Raw genomic sequence first — 23,153 nt, 5'->3', positions numbered from 1 at the left:
TCTCCTCATCCCCTCAGCCGTCGGCAGACAGCCGTCAGCGAACCGGCTGCCCAGCCGCCCGCAGCGCGTCCTTGACCTCGCCGATGCGCAGGTCGCCGAAGTGGAAGACGGAGGCGGCCAGTACCGCGTCCGCGCCCGCCTCGACAGCCGGGGCGAAGTGTTCGAGGCGGCCCGCGCCGCCGCTGGCGATGACGGGGACCGTGACGTGGCGGCGTACGGCCGCGATCATCTCGGTGTTGTAGCCGTCCTTGGTGCCGTCCGCGTCCATGGCGTTGAGCAGGATCTCCCCCGCCCCCAACTCGGCGGCGCGGTGCGCCCATTCGACGGCGTCGAGGCCCGTACCGCGGCGCCCGCCGTGGGTGGTGACCTCGAAGCCGGACGCGGTGCCCGCGTCGGTGCGGCGGGCGTCGACGGAGAGGACCAGGACCTGGCTGCCGAACCGCTCCGCGATCTCGCGGATCAGCTCCGGCCGTTCGATGGCGGCGGTGGCCACGCCGACCTTGTCGGCCCCGGCGCGCAGCAGCTTGTCGACGTCGTCGGCGGTGCGGACGCCGCCGCCGACCGTCAGGGGGATGAAGACCTGTTCGGCGGTGCGGCGGACCACGTCGTAGGTGGTCTCCCGGTTGCCGGAGGAGGCGGTGATGTCGAGGAACGTCAGCTCGTCGGCGCCCTCCTCCCCGTAGATCTTGGCCATCTCCACGGGGTCGCCCGCGTCGCGCAGGTTCTGGAAGTTGACGCCCTTGACCACCCGGCCGCCGTCCACGTCCAGGCAGGGGATCACTCGGACCGCGAGGGTCATGGTTCAGGCTCCTCGGAATGCTTCCACTTCGACCTCGACCACCATGCGTGAGTCGACGAAGCCGGATACGACGATCATCGAGGCGGCCGGCCGGACCGCGTCGAACAGTTCCTTGTGGGCGCGGCCCACCGCGTCCACGTCCCGGGCGTGCGTGAGGTATACCCGGGTGCGGACGACGTCCGCGGGGCCGAGGCCGAACTTCTCCAGCGCCTCGAAGGCCACCCCGAAGGAGGTGCGGGCCTGCTCGTAGGGGTCGCCTTCGTGCGCGATGGCACCGTCCACGACCGAGGTGCAGCCGGAGACCAGCACCAGCCCGTTGCCGAGCCGTACGGCCCGCGAGTAACCGAAGGCTTCCTCATAAGGCGAGCTGGAGGTCACACGCTGTACGGGCTCGGGTGCGGTCATACAGACACAGCCTCCAACGCTTCTTCCAAGGTGAACGCCTTGGCGTAAAGAGCCTTGCCCACAATGGCACCTTCGACGCCATCCGGTACCAGCGTGGCGAGCGCGCGCAGGTCGTCGAGGGAGGAGACGCCGCCGGAGGCGACGACGGGCTGGTCGGTCGCGGCGCACACGTTCCTCAGGAGTTCCAGGTTGGGGCCCTGGAGCGTGCCGTCCTTGGCGATGTCGGTGACGACGTAGCGGGCGCAGCCCTCGGAGTCGAGGCGCGCGAGGGTCTCGTACAGGTCGCCGCCGTCGCGGGTCCAGCCGCGCCCGCGCAGGGTGGTGCCGCGCACGTCGAGGCCGACCGCGATGCGGTCGCCGTGGTCGGCGATGATCCGGGCGACCCACTCCGGGGACTCCAGGGCGGCGGTGCCGAGGTTGACGCGGGTGCAGCCGGTGGTGAGGGCCGCGGCGAGCGAGGCGTCGTCGCGGATGCCGCCGGAGAGCTCGACCTTGATGTCCATGGCCTGGGCGACCTCGGCGATCCGCGCCCGGTTGTCGCCGGTGCCGAAGGCGGCGTCGAGGTCCACCAGGTGCAGCCACTCGGCGCCCGCCCGCTGCCAGGCGAGGGCCGCGGACAGCGGGTCGCCGTAGGACGTCTCGGAGCCGGACTCGCCGTGCACGAGGCGGACGGCCTGGCCGTCGCGGACGTCGACGGCGGGGAGGAGTTCGAGGCGGTTGGAGCTCATGGAGGCGGGTCCTAGAGGGTCTTGAGCCAATTGGTCAGGAGCTGGGCTCCGGCGTCGCCGGACTTCTCGGGGTGGAACTGGGTGGCCCACAGCGGGCCGTTCTCGACCGCGGCGACGAACGGCTCGCCGTGCGTCGCCCAGGTGACCTTCGGCGGGTTGATGTAGTCGTTGGAGATCTCGAAGCCCCACTCGCGCACCGCGTAGGAGTGCACGAAGTAGTAGTACGCGTCGGCGTCGAGGCCCGCGAACAGCCGCGAGCCGTCGGCCGGTTCGACGGTGTTCCAGCCCATGTGGGGCACGACGGGCGCCTTGAGGGGTTCGACGACGCCGGGCCACTCGTCGAGGCCCTCGGTCTCGACGCCGTGCTCGATGCCGCGCTGAAAGAGGATCTGCATACCGACGCAGATGCCCATGACCGGGCGGCCGCCGGCCAGCCGGCGGCCGACGATCCAGTCGCCACGGGCCTCGCGGAGCCCCGCCATGCAGGCGGCGAAGGCCCCGACGCCGGGCACCAGCAGCCCGTCGGCGTTCATCGCCCGGTCGTAGTCGCGGGTGATCTCGACGTCCGCGCCGACGTGCGCGAGCGCCCGCTCGGCGGAGCGTACGTTGCCGAATCCGTAGTCGAAGACCACGACCTTCTTTGCCGGGGCGCCCATCAGTCCCAGACCCCTTGCAGCCGCATCACGCCGGCGACCAGGCACATCACGGCGCCGATCGAGACGAGCACGATGAGGCCCATCGGCATCTTCTGCTTCCAGAAGGAGTAGACGCCGCCGGCCAGGAAGAGGCCCACGACGATCAGAATGGTGGAAAGGCCGGTCACAGTCTCGTCTTTCTGTTCGCTTCTCCGCCCACGCGCGCGTCGCTCACAGGGCGCCCTTCGTGGAGGGGAGGATCCCCGCGGCGCGCGGGTCGCGCTCCGCGGCGTAGCGCAGGGCCCGGGCCAGCGCCTTGAACTGGCACTCCACGATGTGGTGCGCGTTGCGCCCGTACGGCACGTGGACGTGCAGCGCTACCTGGGCCTGCGCGACGAAGGACTCCAGGATGTGCCGGGTCATCGTCGTGTCGTACGCGCCGATCATCGGCGCGATGTTCTCGGGCTCCGTGTGCACCAGGTACGGGCGGCCGGAGAGGTCGACGGTGACCTGGGCGAGGGACTCGTCCAGCGGCACCGTGCAGTTGCCGAAGCGGTAGATCCCCACCTTGTCGCCGAGCGCCTGCCGGAAGGCGGCGCCGAGCGCGAGGGCGGTGTCCTCGATGGTGTGGTGGGTGTCGATGTGCAGGTCGCCTTCGGTCTTGACCTTGAGGTCGAAGAGGCCGTGGCGGCCGAGCTGGTCGAGCATGTGGTCGTAGAAGCCGACTCCGGTCGAGACTTCCACCTCGCCCGTGCCGTCGAGGTCGATCTCGACGAGGACCGAGGTCTCCTTGGTGGTGCGTTCGACGCGCCCAACGCGGCTCATCGCTTGGTCTCCTTCATGCTGCGGTCCTTGAAAAGCGCGCGCACCGCGTCCAGGAACGCGTCGTTCTCGGCCGGGGTGCCCGCGGTGACCCGCAGCCAGCCCGGTACGCCGTTGTCGCGGACCAGGACGCCCCCGTCGAGGATGGCCTGCCAGGCGGCGTGCGCGCCGCCCTCGCCGTCGAATCGGCCGAATTGCACGAAGTTGGCGTCCGAGTCGGTGACCTGGCAGCCGATGGCGCGCAACTCGGTGACCAGGCGGTCGCGTTCGGTCTTGAGCTGCTCGACGTAGGCGAGCAGCGTATCGGTGTGCTCCAGCGCGGCGAGCGCGGTGGCCTGGGTGACGGAGGACAGGTGGTACGGCAGGCGGACCAGCTGGACGGCGTCGACGACGGCGGGGTCGGCGGCGAGGTAGCCCAGGCGCAGCCCGGCCGCGCCGAACGCCTTGGACATGGTGCGGGAGACGACGAGGTTGGGGCGGCCCTCGATGAGCGGGAGCAGCGAGGGGCGGTGGCTGAACTCGCCGTACGCCTCGTCGACGACGACGAGCGCGCCGCGCCCGCCGTGGGCCGCCTGGGCGGCGTCGTACAGCCGCAGCACGGTCTCCGCCTCGACGGCGGTGCCGGTGGGGTTGTTGGGCGAGCAGATGAAGACCGCCTCGGGGCGCTGCTCGCCGATGGTCCGTACGGCGGCGTCGACATCGATGGTGAAGTCGTCGTTGCGGGGGCCGGAGATCCAGCCGGTTCCGGTGCCGCGCGAGATGAGCGCGTGCATCGAGTACGAGGGCTCGAAGCCGATCGCCGTGCGGCCCGGCCCGGCGAAGGTCTGGAGCAGCTGCTGAATGATCTCGTTGGAGCCGTTGGCCGCCCAGACGTTCTCGGTGGCGACGCGGTGTCCCGCGGTGCGCGTGAGGTACGCGGCGAGTTCGCGGCGCAGCTCGACCGCGTCCCGGTCGGGGTAGCGGTTGAGGGAGCGGGCGGCCTCGGTGACGCGCTCGGCGATCCGCTGGACGAGCGGCTCGGGCAGCGGGTACGGGCTCTCGTTGGTGTTCAGCCGTACGGGCACGTCGAGCTGCGGCGCCCCGTACGGGGACTTGCCGCGCAGCTCGTCCCTGATGGGGAGAGCGTCCATACGGGACGGAGAGGGGTTGCCGGTCACTTACTCGGGCACCTTCCAGTCGAACCGCGCCTTGAGCGCGGCTCCGTGTGCGGGCAGGTCCTCGGCTTCGGCGAGCGTCACCACATGGCGGGTGACCTCGGCGAGCGCGTCGCGGGTGTAGTCCACGACATGGATGCCGCGCAGGAAGGACTGGACGGACAGACCGGAGGAGTGGCAGGCGCAGCCGCCGGTGGGCAGGACGTGGTTGGAGCCGGCGCAGTAGTCGCCGAGGGAGACCGGTGCGTACGGGCCGACGAAGACGGCGCCCGCGTTGCGGACCCGGGCGGCGACCTCGGCCGCGTTCTCGGTCTGGATCTCCAGGTGCTCGGCGGCGTAGGCGTCGACGACGGCGAGGCCGTGGTCGAGGGAGTCGACGAGGACGATGCCGGACTGCCGGCCGGCGAGCGCCTCGGTGATGCGCTCGCGGTGCTTGGCCGCCGCGACCTGGGTGGTCAGCGCGGCCTCGACGGCCTCGGCGAGCGCCTCGGAGGGCGTGACGAGGACGGCGGCGGCCAGCGTGTCGTGCTCGGCCTGGCTGATCAGGTCGGCGGCGACGTGCGCGGCGTCGGCGGTGTCGTCGGCGAGGACGGCGATCTCTGTCGGACCGGCCTCGGCGTCGATGCCGATACGGCCCTTGAGCAGGCGCTTGGCGGCGGCGACCCAGATGTTGCCGGGGCCGGTGACGAGCTGCGCGGGGCGGCACTCCTCGGTGCCGTACGCGAACATCGCGATGGCCTGGGCGCCGCCCGCGGCGTACACCTCGTCGACGCCGAGCAGGGCGCACGCGGCGAGGATCGTCGGGTGCGGCAGGCCGCCGAAGTCCTTCTGCGGCGGGGAGGAGACGGCGAGCGAGGCGACGCCCGCCTCCTGGGCGGGCACGACGTTCATGATGACGGAGGAGGGGTAGACGGCGTTGCCGCCCGGTACGTACAGGCCGACGCGCTCGACGGGGACCCAGCGCTCGGTGACGGTGCCGCCGGGCACGACCTTGACGGTCGCGTCGGTGCGGCGCTGCTCGCGGTGGACGAGGCGGGCGCGCCTGATCGATTCTTCCAGGGCGGCCCGTACGTCCGCGTCGAGGTTGTCGAGGGCGCTCTCGATGGCCTCGACGGGCACCCGGACCCGGTCGATCCGTACGCCGTCGAAGCGCTCCGCGTAGTCGATCAGCGCCGCGGTGCCCCGATGATGCACGTCGTCGCAGATGGGCCGCACCTTCTCCAGGGCGGCCTCGACGTCGAGTTCGGCTCGGGGCAGCAGGTCGCGGTCGATGCCGGCCGCGGGAGAACCCTCGGCCGCGGTGGCACCGCGCAGATCGATTCGGGAGATCACACGGTCAATTGTCTCAGACCGCCTCCGGCGGCCGGCGGCCTGTATCACTCACTGATATGGACGGCCCAGGTTCTCTCTGACCACATGCGTTCAAGCAGTCACTCAGCGGGCATGGGGTGCCGTACAGGCGTACGGCGAACCAGAGGGGGTGTGGCCATGTCCGAGCCGCCCAGCGAGCCGCCCGCCGGACTTGAGCTGACCACGGCCGAATGGGGGATGTGGCAGGCGTTCCGCAATGGCAGCACACAGGATCTGCGCTCCCCCCACCCCGAGCAGAACGACCCGACGGGCCCGCACACCTGGGGCCCGGAGCGCACGGTGCGGGCGCGGGTCGTCGCGCTGCTGATGCTCAACGGGCCGCCCGCGCAGCCCGGCCGGGTCTCCTCGCTGAAGCTGGCGGGCGCGCAGATCAGCGGGGTGCTGAACATTTCCGGCGGGACGGTCGTCCCGTATGTCGAGATGCAGAACTGCCGGTTCGAGGAACAGGTCCTGCTGCCCGAGTCGCGGTTCACCACGCTGCGCCTGATCGGCTGCTCGATACCCCGGCTGGAGGCGGCGCGGCTGACCACGGAGGGCGATCTGCATCTGCCGCGCTGCACCGTCGAGAACGGCATCCGCCTCACCGACGCGCACATCGGCACGGACCTGCTGCTCAACCAGCTCATCGTGCACAAGGACCGGCACGACCGGTCCATCGCCGCGGACGGGCTGACCGTCGCGCAGGACCTCCAGGCCGAGATGATGGAGTCGTACGGCGAGCTGAGCCTGCGCGGCGCGAAGATCGGCGTCTCGCTCAGCTTCCGCGGCTCCCGGCTCAACAACCCGTTCGGTCGGCGGGCGCTCAACGCCCCCCAGCTGACCGTCGAGCGGACCCTGTACATGACGGCGGCCGGGCTCACCGGCGCGTCGCCCTTCAGCAGCGGCACCACCCCGCCGTACGGCGTCCCCGTCACCCCCGAGCGCGGCACGCGCATGCAGCCGTTCGAGTGCCAGGGCGGGGTGCGGCTCGACGACGGGCGGTTCGGGGACGCGATCGATTTCAGCCAGGCGCGGTTCGTCATGGAGACCGAGCAGGAGCTGTCGCTGCGCCGCATCCAGACGCCCGAGCTGCGCTTCCTCGGCGAGGCGCAGCAGCGCGGGCGGGTCGTCCTGTCCGGCGCCAAGGTCGGCAATCTGATCGACCGGGCGTCGAGCTGGCCGGGTCCGGGCAGCCTGGTGATGGCCGGATTCGCCTACGAGACCCTGATTCCGCACGGCCACTTCCCGCTGTCGCTGCGGCTGGAGTGGGTGGCGGCCGCGACTCCGGAGTACGCGCCGGAGCCGTATGAGCAGCTGGCCGGGGCGCTGCGGAGCAGCGGCGAGGACGCGGACGCGCGTGAGGCGCTGCTCGCCAAGCAGCGCCGCCGACGGGAGACGCTGCCACTCGCCGGGAAGGCATGGGGCTATCTCCAGGACTGGACGGTGGCCTACGGCTACAAGCCCGGCCGCGCCCTGGTGTGGATGGCGGTGCTGTGGGCCATCGGCGCGCTGTATTTCTCGCTGTACCCGCCGAGCGCTCTGGTGCGCGGCCAGGCCCCGCACTGGAACCCGGCGCTGTACGCCCTGGACCTGCTGCTGCCGGTCATCGATCTGGGTCAGGACACCTACTGGAAGCCGCTGGGCGTCGCCCAGTGGGCGGCCACCGCACTGATCCTGCTCGGCTGGATACTGGCCACCACGGTGGCCGCGGGAGCGACCCGCTTGCTGCGCCGCCAGTGAAACGGCGGACGGTACCCCTCCGGCGGCTATTAGGCTTGCGGGCTGTGACCACCGCGCGCCTTCCGCTCTTCCCGTTGAACTCGGTGCTGTTCCCGGGCCTCGTGATGCCCCTGAACGTCTTCGAGCAGCGGTACCGCGCGCTGATGCGCGACCTGTCCGAGCTCCCGGAGGAGGAACCGCGCCGGTTCGGGGTCGTCGCCATCCGCGACGGCCGCGAGGTCGCGTTCAGCGCGCCGGGCCTGCCGGACGAGACGGGCCGGCTGGAGCGCGGCCCGGGCGCGGGGTTCGGGGCCGACCCGATGAACGCCTTCTACGCGGTGGGCTGCGCGGCGGACGCCGCCACCATCCGGGAGCGCGAGGACGGCTCGTACGAGGTCCTGGCCACCGGCACCACCCGGTTCCGGCTGCTGTCGGTCGACGCGAGCGGCGCGTATCTGACGGGTGAGGTCGAGGAGGTCGAGGAGGAGCAGGGCGACGGGGCCGGAGCGCTCGCCTCCGGTGTCGTACGGGCCTTCCGTACGTATCAGAAGCGGCTGGCCGGAGCGCGTGAGCGGTCGCTGTCGGGCGAGACGGACCTGCCGGACGAGCCGTCGGTACTGTCGTATCTGGTCGCGGCCGCGGCGGTGCTGGACACCCCGACCAAGCAGCGGCTGCTCCAGGCTCCGGACACCGCGTCCCGGCTCGCGGAGGAGCTGAAGCTGCTGCGCGCGGAGGCGGCGGTCATCGGTAAGCTCCCGTCGGTGCCCGCTGTGGACCTGACACGGCGGCCGACCAGCCCCAACTGATGGCGCCGCGGCGCCGCAGCGTCCCCTACCGCGGAGGGCCCCGGTGAAGAAGTCCAAGAAGCAGCAGTCCGGCGGCACGCCCGCCACCGTCGCCCTCACCGCGGCCGGCACCGCCTTCACCCTGCACGCGTACGAGCACGACCCCGCCGCCGCGTCCTACGGCGAGGAGGCCGCGCAGGCGCTCGGCGTCGATCCGGGCCAGGTCTTCAAGACCCTCGTGGCCGAGGTGGACGGGGCGCTGACGGTCGCCGTGGTGCCGGTCTCCGGCTCGCTGGACCTCAAGGCGCTGGCCGCGGCGGTGGGCGGCAAGCGCGCGGCGATGGCCGATCCGGCGGCGGCCGAGCGGACCACCGGTTATGTGCGCGGCGGCATCTCGCCACTGGGGCAGCGGAAGAAGCTGCCGACGGCGCTGGACGCCTCCGCGAACGGATATCCCACGATCTGCGTCTCGGCGGGGCGGCGGGGCCTGGAGGTCGAGCTGGCGCCGGCCGATCTGGCCGCGCTCACGGGCGCGGTCGTCGCGCCCATCGCGCGCCCCTGAGGGCTGGACGCCGCGGCCCCGGTCCGCCCCCCTCGCACGCGCCTGAGAGCTGAACCGACGGTTCCTCTGGACCGGTGCGGTCCGTTCGGCTAGGACCGAGGGGCGGGCCGCCGCACGGGCGCCCGCTCAGGGAGGGCCGCTCATGTCCAAGCGCACCCGCAAGCGCCGTTGGCGGATCAAGAAGAACAAGTCCAACCACGGGAAGCGCCCCGCGTAGGGCACCGTCTCCGGGCCGGTCCGGTGCTCGGGCCGGCCTGGTGGACGCGCGTGAGGGGCCGTCCTGGACGTCGCGGGCCGACGTCTGTGGAGCGTCGCGGGTCAGCGGTCGTCGCGAGGCGTCGTGCGGGTCGGCGGGTGCTTCCGGGCGTCGCGCGCGTCAGCTGCCGTCCTGGAGCGGCGCGGGTGCGGGCCACTGCGGTTCGGGCTCGGGGTCGCGGGGGCCGAACAGCGCGGTCAGCGCCAGATGCACGGCCATCGCCGCGAACGGCCAGGCCAGCAGCGTGCCCATCGCACTGAGCTTGAGGGGCGCGTCGAAGGCCACGCCCTTGCCGGCCGCCCGGGCCGAGGCGACGATGTCCGTCCCGGGGCCGAGCCAGACGCCCACCCGCCAGGCGACCACGGAGGCGAGCAGCCCGCCGACCGCGAGCCCGACGACCAGGGCGATGCCGCCGCGGCGGCGGAACCAGAAGACGACGGCCGAGCTGAGCACGCCGAAGCCGAGCGCCAGCAGGACGAAGGTGCCGTCCATGCCGATCACCGCCTCGCCCTCGGGGTCCTTGAGGTAGACGGCGCGGTCGTCGGAGATCAGCGGCATGCGCGGCGCCAGCCAGAGCCACAGCAGCCCCAGCAGCACCCCGGCCACCGCCACGGCCACCGCGACGACCACCGCCTGCCGCAGCTCACCGGCCATCCCCGGGTCCGGCCGCTCCTGCGGCGGAGTACTGTGCGCTCCCCCGGCCGGGGACTGGTCGGGCGGCTGCTCGTGCGGCGTCAACGGTGCGGTCACCCCGCCATCGTGCCAGGTCGGCGCCGTACCGTCGGCAGCAGGACGCTCGCCGTGGCGCGTCATCGGACGGCCGCCCGGCGGTATGCCCAGGTCGCGACGGCCAGCGACACCACGCCCACCGCCGCGCAGACCCCGAGATCCACGCCGACCGCGAGCCAGTCGGGGCGCGCGTCGAAGCAGCGGGCCAGCGCCTCCACGCCGTAGGTGGACGGCAGCAGATCGCGCGCGAAACCGAGGACGGCCGGCAGGTGCGCGGCCGGCAGCACGCCGAGCAGCAGCGCCGCGGACATGCCCAACTGCCCGCACAGAGTGGCGAGTTCCTGGCGCGGGGCGAGCAGCCCGAGCGCCGCGCCCAGCCCCGCGAGCGCCGCCCCGGACAGCGGGATCACGGCGACGAGTACCCACAGATGGGTCATCGGCAGCTTGAAGAGCACGCTGCCGACGACCGCGGTGACGGCCGTGCCGGGCACCGTGAAGGACGCGTACGCCCCGGCCGCGCCGAGCACCACGGCGGCCGGGGGCACCGGCAGCGTGGCGTAGTGGTCGAGGCCGCCGCTGGCCCGCAGCTGGCCGAAGTACTGCGCGAGCAGGTTGAGCGCGACGAACGCGACGACCAGCACGCTGGAGCCGGCCACCACGGCGCGCGCCTCGTCGCCGCCGTCGACCACCCCGCGCATCAGGACCATGATCCCGACCGACTGGAAGGTGGCCACGAACAGCAGCGGGATGCGCGCCACCCGCGCCCGCGAGAGCTGCGCCCGGTACACGGCCGCGAGCGACGGCAGCAGCCGGGCCCGCGGCGCGAGCGGAGCGGCCTCACCGCCGCCCCGGGGACGGGGCCCGGCCTCCGGCTCGATCCGGACCCCTCCGGTCACCGCCTCGGCGGACACGGCACTCACGTTGCGCTGCTCCCCTTCGCTACGGACCGCTCGGCGGCGGCGCCCGGCCTCCGCTGTACCTCTGGGGTCACGCAGCCCTCTCGCGTCGCCCGTTCCGCTGGTGTCGCCCGGTCCCCTCGCGTCACCGCGCGGCTCACCCCTTCACCAGCCCCTCGGCCCGGCCGCCGAGGGCCAGGTACACGTCTTCCAGGCTGGGCGTGGCGAGCGTGAAGTCGTCGAGGGCCGCGAAGGCGGGGCCGCCGGTCACGGCGGCTACGGCGGCGCGGGCCTCGGCCGGGCCGAGCCGCAACGTCCAGCGGCGGCCCGCCTCGGTCGCGCCGTCCCGCAGCGCGGCCACCTCCGGTACGTCCAGCGGCGGCGCGTCGCGCCACACCAGCTCCACCCGTACCTCATCGGCGACGAGCGCCTTGAGCCCGGCCGGGGTGTCACAGGCGATGATCCGGCCGCGCTCCAGCACGGCGACCCGGTCGAGCACGGTCTCGGCCTCGATGACGTTGTGGGTGACGAGCAGCACGGTCGCGCCGTGCTCGGCGCGGCGGCGGTCGACAGCGGCCCATACGGCCCGGCGGGCGACCGGGTCCATGCCGGTGGTGGGCTCGTCGAGGACGAGCATGGGCCGCTCCCCCACCAGCACCGCGGCGAAGCAGGCGAGTCGGCGCTGGCCGCCGGAGAGCTTCTTCAGCGGGCGGCCGGCGATGGCGGCGAGCCCCAGCTCGTCGAGGACCGCGTCACGCTCGGCGCGGGCCGTTCGCAGGTCCAGGCCGCGCAGCCGGCCGGTCGTCTCGGCGGCGAGGGCGACGGTCAGCTCGTCCAGCGCGCTGGACTCCTGCCCGAGGTAGCCGATCAGGCGGGCGGCGCGCTCGGGGTGGCGGACCAGATCGTGGCCGAGCAGTTCGACGCTGCCGCCGTCGGGCCGCAGCAGGCCGGTGAGCTGCCGTACGAGGGTGGACTTGCCGGCACCGTTGGGGCCGAGCAGTCCGAAGATCTCACCGCGCCGCACATCGAGGTCGACGCCGTCACTGGCCCGCACCGCGGGGGCGCCCACCGCGCCGCGGCGGCCGCGTCCGGCGGGATAGGTCTTGACCAGGCCGCGCACGGTGCACACCGCGTCGCCCGTCACCTCGCCGCCGGAGCTCCGCTCCGCCACTCTCGCGCCCGTCCTCACGAGCTACGAGGGTACGCGCCCGGCCACCCCGTCCCGTCCGCGGGGCCGCCCGCGCGCCGCTCCCGTCCGCGCGGCCGGGGCGGCCGGCCGGCTCACTCCCCGGCCGGGGAGTGTTCGGCGGTCGTGCGGGAGTCGAGCTCGCGCCAGAAACCGGCGCGGATCGCGTAGCGGTCGTGCTCGTCGATCTGGTCGTCCTTGTGCGCGAGCAGGCCGAAACGGGCGGCGTAGCGCAGCAGTTCCCCGTCGATGCGGTGCGGGATCCGGGGGTATTCGGTGGAGACCAGCTGCAGGTGGGCGGCGTTGGAGAGGCGCTCCGTCCAGCGCCGCGCGAAGACCTGGCCGACCTCGAAGGGGTCGCCCCCGACGGTGGTGATGTCCTCTTCCCGGTCGGCCCAGCGCTGCTCGGCGCTGGTGAGCTGGGCGAGCGTCGGCAGCGCGGCGGTCTCGGAGGGCTCGCCGCCGCCGGGGCCGGAACCCCGCTCCACCCAGCCCTTGTCGGAGGACCAGCGCAGGGTGGCGCTGGGCACCGGGTGCTGGACCGGCGGTGAGCCGGAGCCGCGCCCCGGGCCGAGGCCGGCGAGGTCCTTGGGGGTGGGCACGCCCTTGCCGCCCACCGACTCGGCCACCGCGGCGGGGTCCGGCCGGGACCGCGGATCGTCGTCGGGGGAGCCGGCCGGGGGGCCCGCGCCGTTGCGCTGGGGCGTCCGCTCGACCGTGCCGTTGCCGGAGACGGCTGCGGCAGCGGCGGCCGTCTCGGGCAGCGGCGCGGAGAGGATGGCGGCGATCTCCGGGCGCGGCACGGGCGGGGGCGCGCAGGCCCCGCTGAGCTCCTTGGTCCGTACGGCCCTGGTGATCCACGTACGGTCCAGGACGCGCCGCTCGTCCGCCTCGGCGACGAGGTCCTCGGACTGGTTGTAGTCGCCGTCGGCGGCCTGGAGGGCCCACAGGTGAACGGCGACGCCGTGCTCCTTGGCGGACATCAGGCCGGGCAGCAGGTCGCCGTCGCCGGTGACGAGGACGATGTCGGAACAGGCGCGGTTGCGGGCGAGCTCGGTGAGCTCGGCGTGCATCGCGGCGTCCACCCCCTTCTGCGCCCAGCGCCCGTCGCTCCGGGTCAGGGCTCCCAGCCGCACGGTGACGCGGGGCATGACGCGCAGCCGCCGGTGCTCGGGCTGCGGCACCCGGTCGGGAGCGCCGTCGAACCAGTAGATGCGCAGGAGGGGTTGTTCGGTCTCGGCCTCCGCACGCTCCCGCAGCCCCTGGATGAGGGTCGCGTGGTCGACGGTGATGCGTGATCGCGCCGGCTCCCCGGCCAGCAGGCTCGCGGCGGCGCCCAGCAGATAGCCGGCGTCCACCAGGACGACGCAGCGGTCCACGTTCCACCCTCTTTCCTGGAGTCCAGACGTTCGGTCGCCCCCCGGTACAGCTGTGCCCCGGACTTTTCCTTCGGCTTTCCTTCGAGTCTGCCCGACCGTGCCGGGGTTATCAGCGGGAACTCGATCATCGGCGTGGCGGAAATCACGTGTGCTGGGCAATTAACCGGTTCACTCACGGTAATTGCCCGAAATGCGGCGCCGTTCGGGCCGTGCCACCGTGTTTTCGGGGGGCGACCCCGACTGGAGGCATGGCGATGAGCAAGCACAAGAACCGGGACCGCAACAAGCATCAGGCGCGGAGTGCGGCGGAGCGCGGCACGGAGGAGTCGAAGAACACCTCCATGGAGGCTCAGTCCGAGCAGATGCAGACCCAGGCGAGCCCGTCGAACATGGCTCACAAGGGGCGCGAGCGGCGGTTCGGCCACAACTGACCGGACGTACTGAGTGTGTGAGGGGCGCACCCGGTGCCGGGTGCGCCCCTCGGAGCCTGTGTCATATCCCCGGCCGGGCGCGCGGCGCCCGGCGCGCGCGCTGATCCGGCCCGGGAGACGGCACCGGCCCTTGTTGTCCGTCCCGCTGGTCACCCGGCCAGGCAGGCGGGGCCCAGCAGTACCTTGAGGTCGCCGAAGAGCGCGGGGTCCGGGTTGACCCGGTGCCGGTCGAGGCGCAGGACGGTGTTCTTGCGCGCGCCCAGGAGCTTGATCCGCACCTCGGTGGAGCCGCGGTGGTGGCTGAGCACCTGGCCGAGCTTCTCCACCAGCGGCGGGGTGACCTTCACCGTGGGGATGGTGATCAGCACGGGTGCGTTGGTCCCGGCGTTCGAGAGGTCGGGGACCATCATCTCCATGGCGACGAGGCGGGGTACGTCCTCGCGCTTGTCGAGGCGGCCCTTGACGAAGACGACGGTGTCCTCGACGAGCTGGGTGGAGACGAGCTGGTACGTCGCGGGAAAGAACATGCACTCGATGGATCCGGCGAGGTCCTCGACGGTGGCGATCGCCCAGGCGTTGCCCTGCTTGGTCATCTTCCGCTGGAGACCGGAGATGATGCCGCCGATGGTGACGATCGAGCCGTCGGAGTAGTCGCCGCCGGTGAGCTGGCCGATGCCCGCGTCGGCCTTGTCCGACAGGACGTGCTCCAGGCCGAAGAGGGGATGGTCGGAGACGTACAGACCGAGCATCTCGCGCTCCTGCGCGAGCAGATAGGTCTTCTCCCACTCGATGTCCGAGAACTCCACGTCGAGCCCGAAGCCCGGCCCCTCGTCGGCCGCGTCGTCGCCCATGCCGCCGAAGAGGTCGAACTGGCCCTCGGCCTCCTTGCGCTTGACCTGCACCACGTTGTCGATCATCGGCTCGTAGTGCGCGGTCAGGCCCTTGCGGGTGTGGCCCATCGTGTCGAAGGCGCCCGCCTTGATCAGCGACTCGGTGGTGCGCTTGTTGCAGGCGGCGGCCTCGACCTTGTCCAGGTAGTCCGGGAAGGAGAGGTACTTCCCCTTCGCCTTGCGGGACCGGATGATCGACTCCACCACGTTCGTACCGACGTTGCGGACGGCCTCCAGGCCGAAGAGGATCACGTCGTCGCCCTGGGCGGCGAAGTTGTGCACCGACTCGTTGACGTTCGGCGGGAGCACCTTGATGCCCATGCGGCGGCACTCGTTGAGGTAGACGGCCGACTTGTCCTTGTCGTCCTTGACCGAGGTGAGCAGCGCCGCCATGTACTCGGCGGGGTAGTTCGCCTTGAGGTAGGCGGTCCAGTAGGTGACCAGGCCGTACGCGGAGGAGTGGGCCTTGTTGAAGGCGTAGCCGGCGAAGGGGACCAGGACGTCCCACAGCGCCTGGATCGCGGCGTCGGAGAAGCCCTTGTCCTTGGCGCCCGCCTGGAAGAGGACGAAGTTCTTCTCCAGCTCCTCCGGCTTCTTCTTGCCCATCACGCGGCGCAGGATGTCGGCCTCGCCGAGTGAGTAGCCGGCGATGATCTGCGCGGCCTTCTGCACCTGCTCCTGGTAGACGATAAGGCCGTAGGTCAGACCGAGGGTCTCCTTCAGCGGCTCCTCGAACTCCGGGTGGATCGGAGTGATCTCCTGGCGGCCGTTCTTCCGCTCCGCGTAGTTGATGTGCGAGTTCATGCCCATCGGGCCCGGCCGGTAGAGGGCCGAGACGGCGGAAATGTCCTCGAAGTTGTCGGGCTGCATCTGGCGGAGCAGCGAGCGCATCGGGCCGCCGTCGAACTGGAAGACGCCGAGCGTGTCACCGCGGCAGAGCAGCTCGAAGGTTTTGGGGTCGTCCAGTGGGAGGTCGAGCATCTCCAGGTCGATGCCCTTGTTGACCTTCACCATCTTGACGGCGTCGTCCATGATCGTGAGGTTGCGCAGGCCCAGGAAGTCCATCTTGAGCAGGCCGAGCGACTCGCACTGGGGGTAGTCCCACTGCGTGATCGTCACGCCGTCGGTGTGCCGCGTCCAGAGCGGGGCGTGGTCGACGATCGGCTCGCTGGACATGATCACGCCGGCCGCGTGCACGCCCATCTGCCGGACCAGGCCCTCGACGCCCTTGGCGGTGTCGATGACCTTCTTGACGTCCGGTTCGCTCTCGTACATCCCCCGGATCTCGCCCGCCTCGCTGTAGCGGGGGTGCTTGGGGTCGGTGATGCCGGAGAGGTCGATGCCCTTGCCGAGGACGTCGGCGGGCATGGCCTTGGTGAGCCGGTCGCCCATCGCGTATGGATATCCGAGCACGCGCGCGGAGTCCTTGATGGCGTTCTTCGCCTTGATCTTGCCGTACGTGCCGATCATGGCGACCTTGTCGGCGCCGTATTTCTCGGTCACATACCGGATCACCTCGACGCGCCGACGCTCGTCGAAGTCGATGTCGACATCGGGCATGGAGACACGCTCGGGGTTGAGGAACCGCTCGAAGATCAGCCCGTGCGTGATCGGGTCCAGGTCGGTGATGCCCATGGCGTACGCGACGATCGAACCGGCCGCGGAGCCCCGGCCCGGGCCGACCGCGATGCCGTTGTTCTTGGCCCACATGATGAAGTCGGCGACCACGAGGAAGTACCCCGGGAACCCCATCTGGATGATGACGTCCATCTCGTACTCCGCCTGCTTCTGGCGGTCGTCGGGGACGCCGCCCGGGTAGCGGCGGCCCATGCCGACCCGGACCTCCTCCTGGAACCAGGTGACCTCGGTGAAGCCCTCCGGGATCTCGAACTTCGGCATGAGGTCGCGCTTCTCGAACATGCCGGTCGTATCGATCTGCTCGGCGACCAGGAGGGTGTTGCGGCACCCCTCCTGCCAGGCGTCCGAGGAGTCGATGGCGTACATCTCGTCCGTGGTCTTCAGGTAGTAACCCGTGCCGTCGAAGCGGAAGCGGTCCGGGTCGGAGAGGTTCTTGCCGGTCTGGATGCACAGCAGCGCGTCGTGCGCCGTCGACTCGTGCGCGTACGTGTAATGCGAGTCATTGGTCACCAGCGGCGGAATGCCGACCTCTTTGCCGATCTTGAGCAGATCCTCGCGGACCCGTCGCTCGATCTCGATGCCGTGGTCCATCAGCTCCAGGAAATACCGGTCCTTGCCGAAGATCTCCTGGTACTCCCCGGCCGCCCGGCGCGCCTCCTCGTACTGGCCCAGCCGCAGCCTCGTCTGAAGCTCACCGGAAGGACAGCCGGTGGAAGCGATCAGCCCCTCGGACCACTGCGCGATGGTCTCCTTGTCCATCCGCGGCCACTTCTGCAGCCACCCCTCCGCATACGCGTCCGAGGAGAGCTTGAACAGATTGTGCAGCCCCGTGCTGTTCGCCGCCCAGATCGTCTTATGCGTATAACCACCCGAACCGGACACATCATCGCGCTTCTGATGCGGCTGACCCCACTGCACCTTGCGCTTGTTGCGCCGGGACTCCGGCGCCACATACGCCTCGATCCCGATGATCGGCGTGACCCCCGCCTTCTGGGCGGAATGGAAGAAGTCGTACGCCCCGTGCAGGTTGCCGTGGTCGGACATGGCGATGTGCGTCATGCCCATCTCATTGCACGCGTTGAACATGTCCTTCAGCCGCGCGGCACCGTCCAGCAGTGAGTACTGGGTGTGCACGTGCAGGTGCGTGAAGGGCGGCTTGGACACGGTGGAGGACCTCCGGCGAACGGTCGAGGACGGCTTGAGGAGACGGCAACGAAGTCTACGACGGCCCACCGACAACGGCGGGGCACTCGCGGACGACCTCGCGCGTTGGAGGCGGTGGGACACATGTCCCCGGTGTGCGACAACCCAGGAGGACCCAGCGATGGCGACCGAGCAGGACCGGGCCACGCGGCGCGGCGAGGAGATACTGGCCGTTTTCCAGAGCGCCTTCGGCGAACTCCTGGCGGCCGACCCCGCGGCCTTCCGGGTCAAGTTCCGGAAGATGGCCGCCTCCGCCTTCGCCTTCTACCGGGGCACGGCCTGCCTGTTCTACAACGACCTGGCCGCCGGGCCGGACGGCGCGGCCGGCGACGACGGGGGCGCCTACCTCGACGAGCGTACGAGCCGGGTGTGGGTGCACGGCGATCTGCACGCCGAGAACTTCGGCACGTACATGGACGCCAACGGCCGGCTGGTCTTCAACGTCAACGACTTCGACGAGGCGTACGTGGGCCCCTTCACCTGGGACCTCAAGCGCTTCGCCGCCTCCATCGCCCTGATCGGCCACTCGAAGGCGCTGAGCGACGGGCAGATCGGCGAGCTGGTGGGCGTCTACGCCGCCGCGTACCGCGCCGGCATCCACGACCTGGCGACCGGCGACAAGGGGTCCGACAAGTCCGAGCTGCCGTCGTTCACCCTGGACACCGCCGAGGGCCCGCTGCTGGGCGTGCTGCGCGACGCGCGGTCGCGGACCCGTTTCTCGCTGCTCGACTCGATGACCGAGATCCGCGACTTCGAGCGCCGCTTCACCGGAGGCGGCAGCACCGTCGAGCTGGACGCGGCGAGCCGCTACAGGATCCTCGCCGCCTTCGACGGCTATCTGGAGACGCTGCCGGAGTCCAGCCTGGCCCGGCCCGACTCCTACCGCGTCAAGGACGTCGTCGGCCGCCGGGGCATCGGGATAGGCAGCGCCGGCCTGCCCTCGTACAACATCCTCCTGGAGGGCAACAGCGACGCCCTGGAGAACGATGTCGTCATCTACATGAAGCAGGCGCAGACCCCGGCCGTCTCCCGGCACATCACCGACCGGGCGGTGCGCGACTACTTCCAGCACGAGGGCCACCGCACGGTCATCTCCCAGCGCGCCCTCCAGGCGCACGCCGACCCCTGGCTGGGGTGGACGGAGCTGGAAGGGGAAGGCAGCCGGTGGGGGCAGCTGGTCGCCGAGGTGTCGCCGTACGCGGTGGACCTCGACTGGTCGGACATCGACGACCCGGCGGAGATCGCCGCCGTCGTCGCGGACCTGGGCCGGGCCACCGCCGCCATGCACGCGGCCGCCGACGACCAGAGCGGCCACTCCCTGGTGCCCTTCTCCACCGAGCGCGCGATCGACGCCGTGATCGCCGCCGACGAGGACGGCTTCGGCGAGCTGCTGACCGGCTTCGCGCACTCCTACGGGGCGCGGGCGCGGGCCGACCACCAGATCTTCGTGGACCTCTTCCGCAACGGCCGGATTCCCGGGCTCTGAGCCCCGGCGAACCCCGCGCCGCGAGCCTCGACCCGGTAAGGGGCCCCTTTAAGCGGCCCCTACCCTCGCGCATGGCAGACTCCTTTTGATGGACATTTCAGCGGTACGACTGCGGGCTCTGCGCGCGGCGCTCTTCACGGCGCTGTGCGTACTGCTGTCCGCGACGTCCCATGTGCTGCTGTCCGGCGCACCGCTGCCGCTGACGACCGTCGTCGTGCTGTCGGTCGCCGTCTTCGTGATCGCGTACGCGCTGGCGGGCCGGGAGCGCGGCTACGGGCACATCGCCGCCCTCCTCGTCCCCCTGGAGCTGGCGGCCGACGCCGCCTTCACCACAAGTCAGGACGCCTGCCACGGCCGGCTCGGCGCAGCCCCCACCGGAGGGCCGCTGGTCCTGCTGTGCGGTGGGGGCGAGATCGGCTCGCCGCTGCCGAGCGTGCCGGACACCACGGCGGCCTTCTGGCTGCTGCTCGCCGCGCACCTCGGCCTCGGGCTGCTGGGCGCGGCCTGGCTGCGGCGCGGCGAGGCCGCCCTCGGCCAACTGCTGCGCGCCGCGGCCGTGTCCGCGTTCCGCCCGCTGCTGCTCGCCCTCGCCGCGCTCACCGCGACGGCGACGCCCGTACGGGCCGCTGTGCGGCGCCCCGCGCGCCGCACTCCGCCCGCCCGTACGCGCCCTCTGCTCGTGCATTCGGTCGTCCGCCGGGGACCGCCTCTCCCGGCGACCGCCTGAGCAATCCGGTCGAACGGCCGCCGAGCGACAAGCCGGCCGGCGCACGACCGTCACACGACGCAGAGCACGACGCAGGGAGAGCATCCTCATGAGCAACCGCAACAGCCACCAGAACAAGCAGGCCGCCCGCGAGCGGCTGCGCGCCGAGCGCGAGCGCCAGGCCAAGAAGGACAGGACCCGCCGGCAGCTCGTCGTCGGCGGCTCGATCGTCGCGGTGCTGGCCGTCGCCGCGGGCATCGGAGTGGCCGCCACGCAGCTGGGCGGGGGCAGCGACAAGAGCACGAACTCGTCCTGGGACGCGGCCGCGAAGCAGACACTGGTCGAGCCCGCGAACACCGCGGGCAAGGGCGGCACCGAGGTCACCGTCGGCGACCCGAAGGCCAAGCACACGCTTGAGGTCTACCAGGACATGCGCTGCCCGATCTGCTCGGTCTTCGAGCAGAACGTCGGGCAGACGATCCAGAAGGACGTCAAGGACGGCACGTTCAAGCTCACCTACCACATCGGTACGTTCCTGGACAAGAACATGGGCGGGACCGGTTCGAAGAACGCGCTGAGCGCGATGGGCGCCGCCGTCAACGTCAGCCCGGAGGCGTTCGTCGCCTACAACGAGGCGCTGTACTCCAAGGCCAACCACCCCGAGGAGACGGCGGACAAGTTCGCCGACGACGACTACCTGCTGAAGATCGCGCAGGAGGTCCCGGCCCTCAAGGGCAACGCCGAGTTCAAGAAGAACGTGACCAAGGGCACCTTCGACAAGTGGGCGCTGAACGTCTCCGCCAAGTTCGACGCGGCGAAGGACGTCACCGGGACGCCGACCCTCAAGCTCGACGGCAAGAAGCTGACCAAGGGCGAGGGCGTGCCGATGACTCCGGCGGACTTCGACACGGCCGTGAAGGCCCACCTCTGATCCGTCGCCGATACGGACCCGAGTCCGAATCTTGACACGCCGCCTACCCGCGGCCGTGGCAAAATTCGGCGTCATGGAGGGGACGGGAGAGCAGTTGAGAGCCGTACGCGCGGCGCTGTTCACAGCCGTGTGCGTCACGCTGTCCGCCGCTTCTCACGTCGTGCTCTCCCGCACCCCCCTCCCGCTGCCGACGGTGGCCGTGCTCTGCGTCGCCTTCTTCGCGATCGCGTACGCCCTGGCGGGCCGGGAGCGCGGCTACGGGCACATCGCCGCCCTCCTCGTCCCCCTGGAACTGGCGGCCGACACGGTCTTCACCACCGGCCAGCACACGTGTTACGGCCGCTCGGGCGGCCCCGTCACGGGGCCGCTGCACTCCATGGGCGTCGATCTGCTGTGCCACGGCGGCGACTTCGGCACACCGCTGGCGAGGCTGACCGCCCGGCACGGCGACGCCGCGCCGCTGATCGGCGGCGCGTCCGCGCCCTGGCTGCTGCTGGCCGCGCACCTCGCGGTCGGGCTGCTGGCCGCTGCCTGGCTGCGGCGCGGCGAGGTGGCGCTGCGGCGGCTGCTGCGCGCGGTCGCGGCCCTGGCTTTCCGGCCGCTGCTGTTCGCCGCCGCCGTGCTCGTCGCCGCCGTGCGGCCGGGGGCTCCCGTCGCGGCGAGCGGGCGCGCGCGGGTCGCCCGTACGCTCCCACTGCTCTTCCACTCCGTCGTACGGCGCGGTCCGCCCCGCCCGGCTGCCCCCGCACTCACAGGTGCCTGAGCAGTCCGGTCCCATCCGCCACCGCGCACGTCAATCCACGGAGTCGAGATCATGAGCAACCGCAACAACCCGCAGAACAAGCAGGCCGCCCGCGAGCGGCTGCGCGCCGAGCGCGAGCGCCAGGCCAAGAAGGACAAGACCCGCCGTCAGCTCGTCGTCGGCGGCTCGATCATCGTGGTCCTCGCGATAGCCGGCGGCATCGGCTTCGCGGTCAGCAACATGGACAGCGGTTCCGGCAAGAGCAAGTCCACCGGAAGCAAGGAGTGGGACGCCGCCGACAAGAAGACCCTCGTCAAGCCCGCCAACACCACCGGCGAGAACGGCGATGTGATCACCGTCGGCGACGCGAAGGCCAAGAAGACCCTTGAGGTCTACGAGGACCCGCGGTGCCCCGCGTGCGCGGCCTTCGAGCAGAGCGCCGGCCCGCAGCTGCGCCAGGACGTCAAGGCCGGCCGCTACAAGGTGCGCTACGTCCTGGTCAACTTCATCGACAGCATGGGCGGCAAGGGGACCGGCTCGAAGAACGCCGTCAGCGCGCTGGGCGCGGCCCTGAACGTCAGCCCGGAGGCGTTCGTCGCGTACAAGGAGGCCCTGTACTCGCCGAAGAACCACCCGGAGGAGAACGACGACGCCTTCGCCAAGGACCAGAAGCTCATCGACGTCGCGCAGCAGGTCCCGGCGCTCAAGGGCAACGCCGGCTTCGAGAAGGCCGTCAAGGACGGCACGTACGACAAGTGGGCGCTGGAGATGGGCAAGCTCTTCGGCAAGAACGGCGTGCAGGGCACGCCCGCGCTGCTCCTCGACGGGAAGAAGCTGAACGTCGAGGGCACGGAGAACCCCCCGATGACCAAGGAGCAGTTCACCGCGGTGATCGACAAGGCGTTCGGCCCGAAGAGCAAGTAGCGGTACGGCCGTGGGTGGGCGACCGTAGGAATTCGCCCACCCGCCGCTGAACGGCGGCTCGTCGATCACGCGCCGCCGAGTCGTCGGTCAGGCCGAGACGCCGGTCACGCCGAGACGTCGGTCACGCGTCGCCGAGGTCCGCGAGGAAGCCCAGCGACACCTTCCAGGCCGCCTCGGCCGCCTCCTCGTCGTAGTCCGGGAGCTCGGGGTCGGTGAACACGTGCCCCGCCCCCTGGTAGCGGTAGACCTCCACGTCCGCACCGGCCCGCCGCATCCGCAGATACCAGGCGTTCAGCCAGTCCTGCGGCTCGAACGGGTCGGGGTCCGCGACATGCAGCTGTACGGGCAGCTCGTCGGCGGACGCGTCCTCCGCGAGGTCCGAGGTGCCGTGCAGGAGCAGCAGCCCCCGCGCCTTCTCGTCCCCCAGCGCCAGGTTCTGCGCGATCGATCCGCCGAGCGAGAAGCCCGCGTACACGATTCCGCGGTCGGAGAGCGGGGCGGCCGCGGCGATGGCCCGGCGCAGCAGCTCCTCCTTGCCGATCTCGTCCTTGATCACCATGCCGTCCTCGACGGTCTCGGTGGTCCGCCCGTCGTACAGGTCCGGCACATGCACCTCGTGCCCCGCCGCGCGCAGCCGCTCGGCCGCAGCCCGTACGGCAGGCCGCAGCCCGTAAGCCGAGTGAAACAGGACAATCGTGGTAGAGGACGCCACTGGAGTCACTTCCCTGTAGGTGAATCGCGATCACCCCATCGTGCCAGTTACCGTCGGTGGGATGCGGACGACCCGATTCGCAAGG

24 protein-coding genes are annotated in these 23,153 nt (G+C 71.4%); 10 read left to right on the top strand and 14 right to left on the bottom strand.

What is annotated here, in order from left to right; all coding sequences use genetic code 11:
* Positions 1 to 34 precede the first annotated feature (34 nt).
* From hisF to hisD, 8 genes are read right to left on the bottom strand one after another with little or no spacing between them, the layout of a single operon-like run.
* Positions 35 to 799 carry an imidazole glycerol phosphate synthase subunit HisF gene (gene hisF / locus AC07AB_RS16330; protein ID WP_478566467.1) on the bottom strand — a complete coding sequence of 255 codons (765 nt, stop codon included), beginning with the start codon at positions 797 to 799 and terminating at the stop codon, positions 35 to 37.
* A 3-nt stretch (positions 800 to 802) separates the two neighbouring features.
* A complete protein-coding gene (locus AC07AB_RS16325; RefSeq protein WP_478566464.1) occupies positions 803 to 1,204 on the bottom strand; it encodes a RidA family protein in 402 nt (133 codons plus the stop codon).
* Entirely contained in the window at positions 1,201 to 1,932 is a 732-nt protein-coding gene (gene priA / locus AC07AB_RS16320; RefSeq protein WP_478566461.1) for a bifunctional 1-(5-phosphoribosyl)-5-((5-phosphoribosylamino)methylideneamino)imidazole-4-carboxamide isomerase/phosphoribosylanthranilate isomerase PriA, read from the bottom strand. Before priA ends, AC07AB_RS16325 begins: the two co-directional genes overlap by 4 nt.
* 11 nt (positions 1,933 to 1,943) lie before the next feature.
* Positions 1,944 to 2,588 (bottom strand): imidazole glycerol phosphate synthase subunit HisH, encoded by a 645-nt coding sequence (gene hisH, locus AC07AB_RS16315; protein ID WP_478566458.1) that lies wholly within the window; start codon positions 2,586 to 2,588, stop codon positions 1,944 to 1,946.
* Positions 2,588 to 2,755 (bottom strand): hypothetical protein, encoded by a 168-nt coding sequence (locus AC07AB_RS16310; RefSeq protein WP_478566454.1) that lies wholly within the window; start codon positions 2,753 to 2,755, stop codon positions 2,588 to 2,590. The genes hisH and AC07AB_RS16310 overlap by 1 nt, the downstream gene beginning before the upstream one ends.
* 43 nt (positions 2,756 to 2,798) lie before the next feature.
* Entirely contained in the window at positions 2,799 to 3,392 is a 594-nt protein-coding gene (gene hisB, locus AC07AB_RS16305) for an imidazoleglycerol-phosphate dehydratase HisB (protein WP_478566451.1), read from the bottom strand.
* Positions 3,389 to 4,519 (bottom strand): histidinol-phosphate transaminase, encoded by a 1,131-nt coding sequence (locus AC07AB_RS16300; protein ID WP_478567115.1) that lies wholly within the window; start codon positions 4,517 to 4,519, stop codon positions 3,389 to 3,391. Before AC07AB_RS16300 ends, hisB begins: the two co-directional genes overlap by 4 nt.
* A gap of 27 nt (positions 4,520 to 4,546) precedes the next feature.
* Entirely contained in the window at positions 4,547 to 5,875 is a 1,329-nt protein-coding gene (hisD, locus tag AC07AB_RS16295) for a histidinol dehydrogenase (protein WP_478566448.1), read from the bottom strand.
* Between the two features lie 156 nt (positions 5,876 to 6,031).
* Here hisD and AC07AB_RS16290 point away from each other — a divergent pair, with 156 nt between their 5' ends.
* From AC07AB_RS16290 to AC07AB_RS16275, 4 genes are all read left to right on the top strand, one after another.
* A complete protein-coding gene (locus tag AC07AB_RS16290; RefSeq protein ID WP_478566445.1) occupies positions 6,032 to 7,633 on the top strand; it encodes an oxidoreductase in 1,602 nt (533 codons plus the stop codon).
* 44 nt (positions 7,634 to 7,677) lie between these two features.
* The gene (locus AC07AB_RS16285) at positions 7,678 to 8,418 is read left to right on the top strand and encodes an LON peptidase substrate-binding domain-containing protein (protein WP_478566442.1); all 741 of its coding nucleotides are present in this window, start codon (positions 7,678 to 7,680) and stop codon (positions 8,416 to 8,418) included.
* Positions 8,419 to 8,461: 43 nt separating this feature from the next.
* Entirely contained in the window at positions 8,462 to 8,959 is a 498-nt protein-coding gene (ybaK, locus tag AC07AB_RS16280; RefSeq protein ID WP_478566439.1) for a Cys-tRNA(Pro) deacylase, read from the top strand.
* 142 nt (positions 8,960 to 9,101) lie between these two features.
* Entirely contained in the window at positions 9,102 to 9,176 is a 75-nt protein-coding gene (locus AC07AB_RS16275; protein WP_478567112.1) for a 50S ribosomal protein bL37, read from the top strand.
* Between the two features lie 159 nt (positions 9,177 to 9,335).
* Here AC07AB_RS16275 and AC07AB_RS16270 read toward each other — a convergent pair whose 3' ends face one another.
* The 4 genes from AC07AB_RS16270 to AC07AB_RS16255 form a co-directional block, all read right to left on the bottom strand.
* A complete protein-coding gene (locus AC07AB_RS16270; RefSeq protein ID WP_478566436.1) occupies positions 9,336 to 10,028 on the bottom strand; it encodes an ABC transporter permease in 693 nt (230 codons plus the stop codon).
* On the bottom strand, positions 10,025 to 10,864 hold the full coding sequence (locus AC07AB_RS16265) for an ABC transporter permease (RefSeq protein WP_478566433.1): 840 nt from the start codon (positions 10,862 to 10,864) through the stop codon (positions 10,025 to 10,027). Before AC07AB_RS16265 ends, AC07AB_RS16270 begins: the two co-directional genes overlap by 4 nt.
* Before the next feature lie 133 nt (positions 10,865 to 10,997).
* Positions 10,998 to 11,969: an ABC transporter ATP-binding protein gene (locus AC07AB_RS16260; protein ID WP_478567109.1), complete on the bottom strand. Its 972-nt coding sequence runs from the start codon at positions 11,967 to 11,969 to the stop codon at positions 10,998 to 11,000.
* Positions 11,970 to 12,121: 152 nt separating this feature from the next.
* Positions 12,122 to 13,405: an NYN domain-containing protein gene (locus AC07AB_RS16255; protein WP_478566430.1), complete on the bottom strand. Its 1,284-nt coding sequence runs from the start codon at positions 13,403 to 13,405 to the stop codon at positions 12,122 to 12,124.
* Positions 13,406 to 13,659: 254 nt separating this feature from the next.
* Between AC07AB_RS16255 and AC07AB_RS16250 the strand changes: the two genes are divergently transcribed.
* Entirely contained in the window at positions 13,660 to 13,836 is a 177-nt protein-coding gene (locus AC07AB_RS16250) for a hypothetical protein (protein WP_478566427.1), read from the top strand.
* Between the two features lie 149 nt (positions 13,837 to 13,985).
* Here AC07AB_RS16250 and dnaE read toward each other — a convergent pair whose 3' ends face one another.
* Positions 13,986 to 17,528, bottom strand: coding sequence for a DNA polymerase III subunit alpha (gene dnaE / locus AC07AB_RS16245; protein ID WP_478566424.1), 3,543 nt, complete (start codon positions 17,526 to 17,528; stop codon positions 13,986 to 13,988).
* A 160-nt stretch (positions 17,529 to 17,688) separates the two neighbouring features.
* Between dnaE and AC07AB_RS16240 the strand changes: the two genes are divergently transcribed.
* The 5 genes from AC07AB_RS16240 to AC07AB_RS16220 all read left to right on the top strand — a co-directional run bounded on the left by AC07AB_RS16240 (position 17,689) and on the right by AC07AB_RS16220 (position 22,356).
* The gene (locus tag AC07AB_RS16240) at positions 17,689 to 19,053 is read left to right on the top strand and encodes a DUF2252 domain-containing protein (protein ID WP_478566421.1); all 1,365 of its coding nucleotides are present in this window, start codon (positions 17,689 to 17,691) and stop codon (positions 19,051 to 19,053) included.
* An 88-nt stretch (positions 19,054 to 19,141) separates the two neighbouring features.
* Positions 19,142 to 19,780 (top strand): hypothetical protein, encoded by a 639-nt coding sequence (locus tag AC07AB_RS16235; RefSeq protein ID WP_478566418.1) that lies wholly within the window; start codon positions 19,142 to 19,144, stop codon positions 19,778 to 19,780.
* Positions 19,781 to 19,868: 88 nt separating this feature from the next.
* Entirely contained in the window at positions 19,869 to 20,690 is an 822-nt protein-coding gene (locus tag AC07AB_RS16230; RefSeq protein WP_478566415.1) for a thioredoxin domain-containing protein, read from the top strand.
* Positions 20,691 to 20,763: 73 nt separating this feature from the next.
* Complete coding sequence (locus AC07AB_RS16225) at positions 20,764 to 21,453, top strand: hypothetical protein (protein WP_478566413.1); 690 nt, start codon at positions 20,764 to 20,766, stop codon at positions 21,451 to 21,453.
* A gap of 51 nt (positions 21,454 to 21,504) precedes the next feature.
* On the top strand, positions 21,505 to 22,356 hold the full coding sequence (locus AC07AB_RS16220) for a thioredoxin domain-containing protein (RefSeq protein WP_478566410.1): 852 nt from the start codon (positions 21,505 to 21,507) through the stop codon (positions 22,354 to 22,356).
* 121 nt (positions 22,357 to 22,477) lie between these two features.
* On the opposite strand, the gene AC07AB_RS16215 is transcribed toward AC07AB_RS16220, so the two are convergent.
* On the bottom strand, positions 22,478 to 23,068 hold the full coding sequence (locus AC07AB_RS16215; protein WP_478566407.1) for a dienelactone hydrolase family protein: 591 nt from the start codon (positions 23,066 to 23,068) through the stop codon (positions 22,478 to 22,480).
* Positions 23,069 to 23,153: the final 85 nt, after the last annotated feature.

Source organism: Streptomyces sp. NPDC044033, from assembly GCF_056434425.1.
The sequence above is the reverse complement of the archived record's forward strand: the minus strand, read 5'-3'. Positions and strand labels throughout refer to the sequence as shown.

What these genes read in the sequence shown, in the direction of transcription:
- AC07AB_RS16250 (WP_478566427.1), top strand. Translation starts at nt 13,660, where the DNA reads ATGAGCAAGCACAAGAACCGGGACCGCAACAAGCATCAGGCGCGGAGT.
- hisH (WP_478566458.1), bottom strand. Translation starts at nt 2,588, where the DNA reads ATGGGCGCCCCGGCAAAGAAGGTCGTGGTCTTCGACTACGGATTCGGC.
- AC07AB_RS16290 (WP_478566445.1), top strand. Translation starts at nt 6,032, where the DNA reads ATGTCCGAGCCGCCCAGCGAGCCGCCCGCCGGACTTGAGCTGACCACG.
- AC07AB_RS16270 (WP_478566436.1), bottom strand. Translation starts at nt 10,028, where the DNA reads ATGACGCGCCACGGCGAGCGTCCTGCTGCCGACGGTACGGCGCCGACC.
- AC07AB_RS16325 (WP_478566464.1), bottom strand. Translation starts at nt 1,204, where the DNA reads ATGACCGCACCCGAGCCCGTACAGCGTGTGACCTCCAGCTCGCCTTAT.
- AC07AB_RS16225 (WP_478566413.1), top strand. Translation starts at nt 20,764, where the DNA reads ATGGAGGGGACGGGAGAGCAGTTGAGAGCCGTACGCGCGGCGCTGTTC.
- AC07AB_RS16220 (WP_478566410.1), top strand. Translation starts at nt 21,505, where the DNA reads ATGAGCAACCGCAACAACCCGCAGAACAAGCAGGCCGCCCGCGAGCGG.
- AC07AB_RS16235 (WP_478566418.1), top strand. Translation starts at nt 19,142, where the DNA reads ATGGACATTTCAGCGGTACGACTGCGGGCTCTGCGCGCGGCGCTCTTC.
- AC07AB_RS16300 (WP_478567115.1), bottom strand. Translation starts at nt 4,519, where the DNA reads ATGGACGCTCTCCCCATCAGGGACGAGCTGCGCGGCAAGTCCCCGTAC.
- hisB (WP_478566451.1), bottom strand. Translation starts at nt 3,392, where the DNA reads ATGAGCCGCGTTGGGCGCGTCGAACGCACCACCAAGGAGACCTCGGTC.
- AC07AB_RS16240 (WP_478566421.1), top strand. Translation starts at nt 17,689, where the DNA reads ATGGCGACCGAGCAGGACCGGGCCACGCGGCGCGGCGAGGAGATACTG.
- hisF (WP_478566467.1), bottom strand. Translation starts at nt 799, where the DNA reads ATGACCCTCGCGGTCCGAGTGATCCCCTGCCTGGACGTGGACGGCGGC.
- priA (WP_478566461.1), bottom strand. Translation starts at nt 1,932, where the DNA reads ATGAGCTCCAACCGCCTCGAACTCCTCCCCGCCGTCGACGTCCGCGAC.
- AC07AB_RS16230 (WP_478566415.1), top strand. Translation starts at nt 19,869, where the DNA reads ATGAGCAACCGCAACAGCCACCAGAACAAGCAGGCCGCCCGCGAGCGG.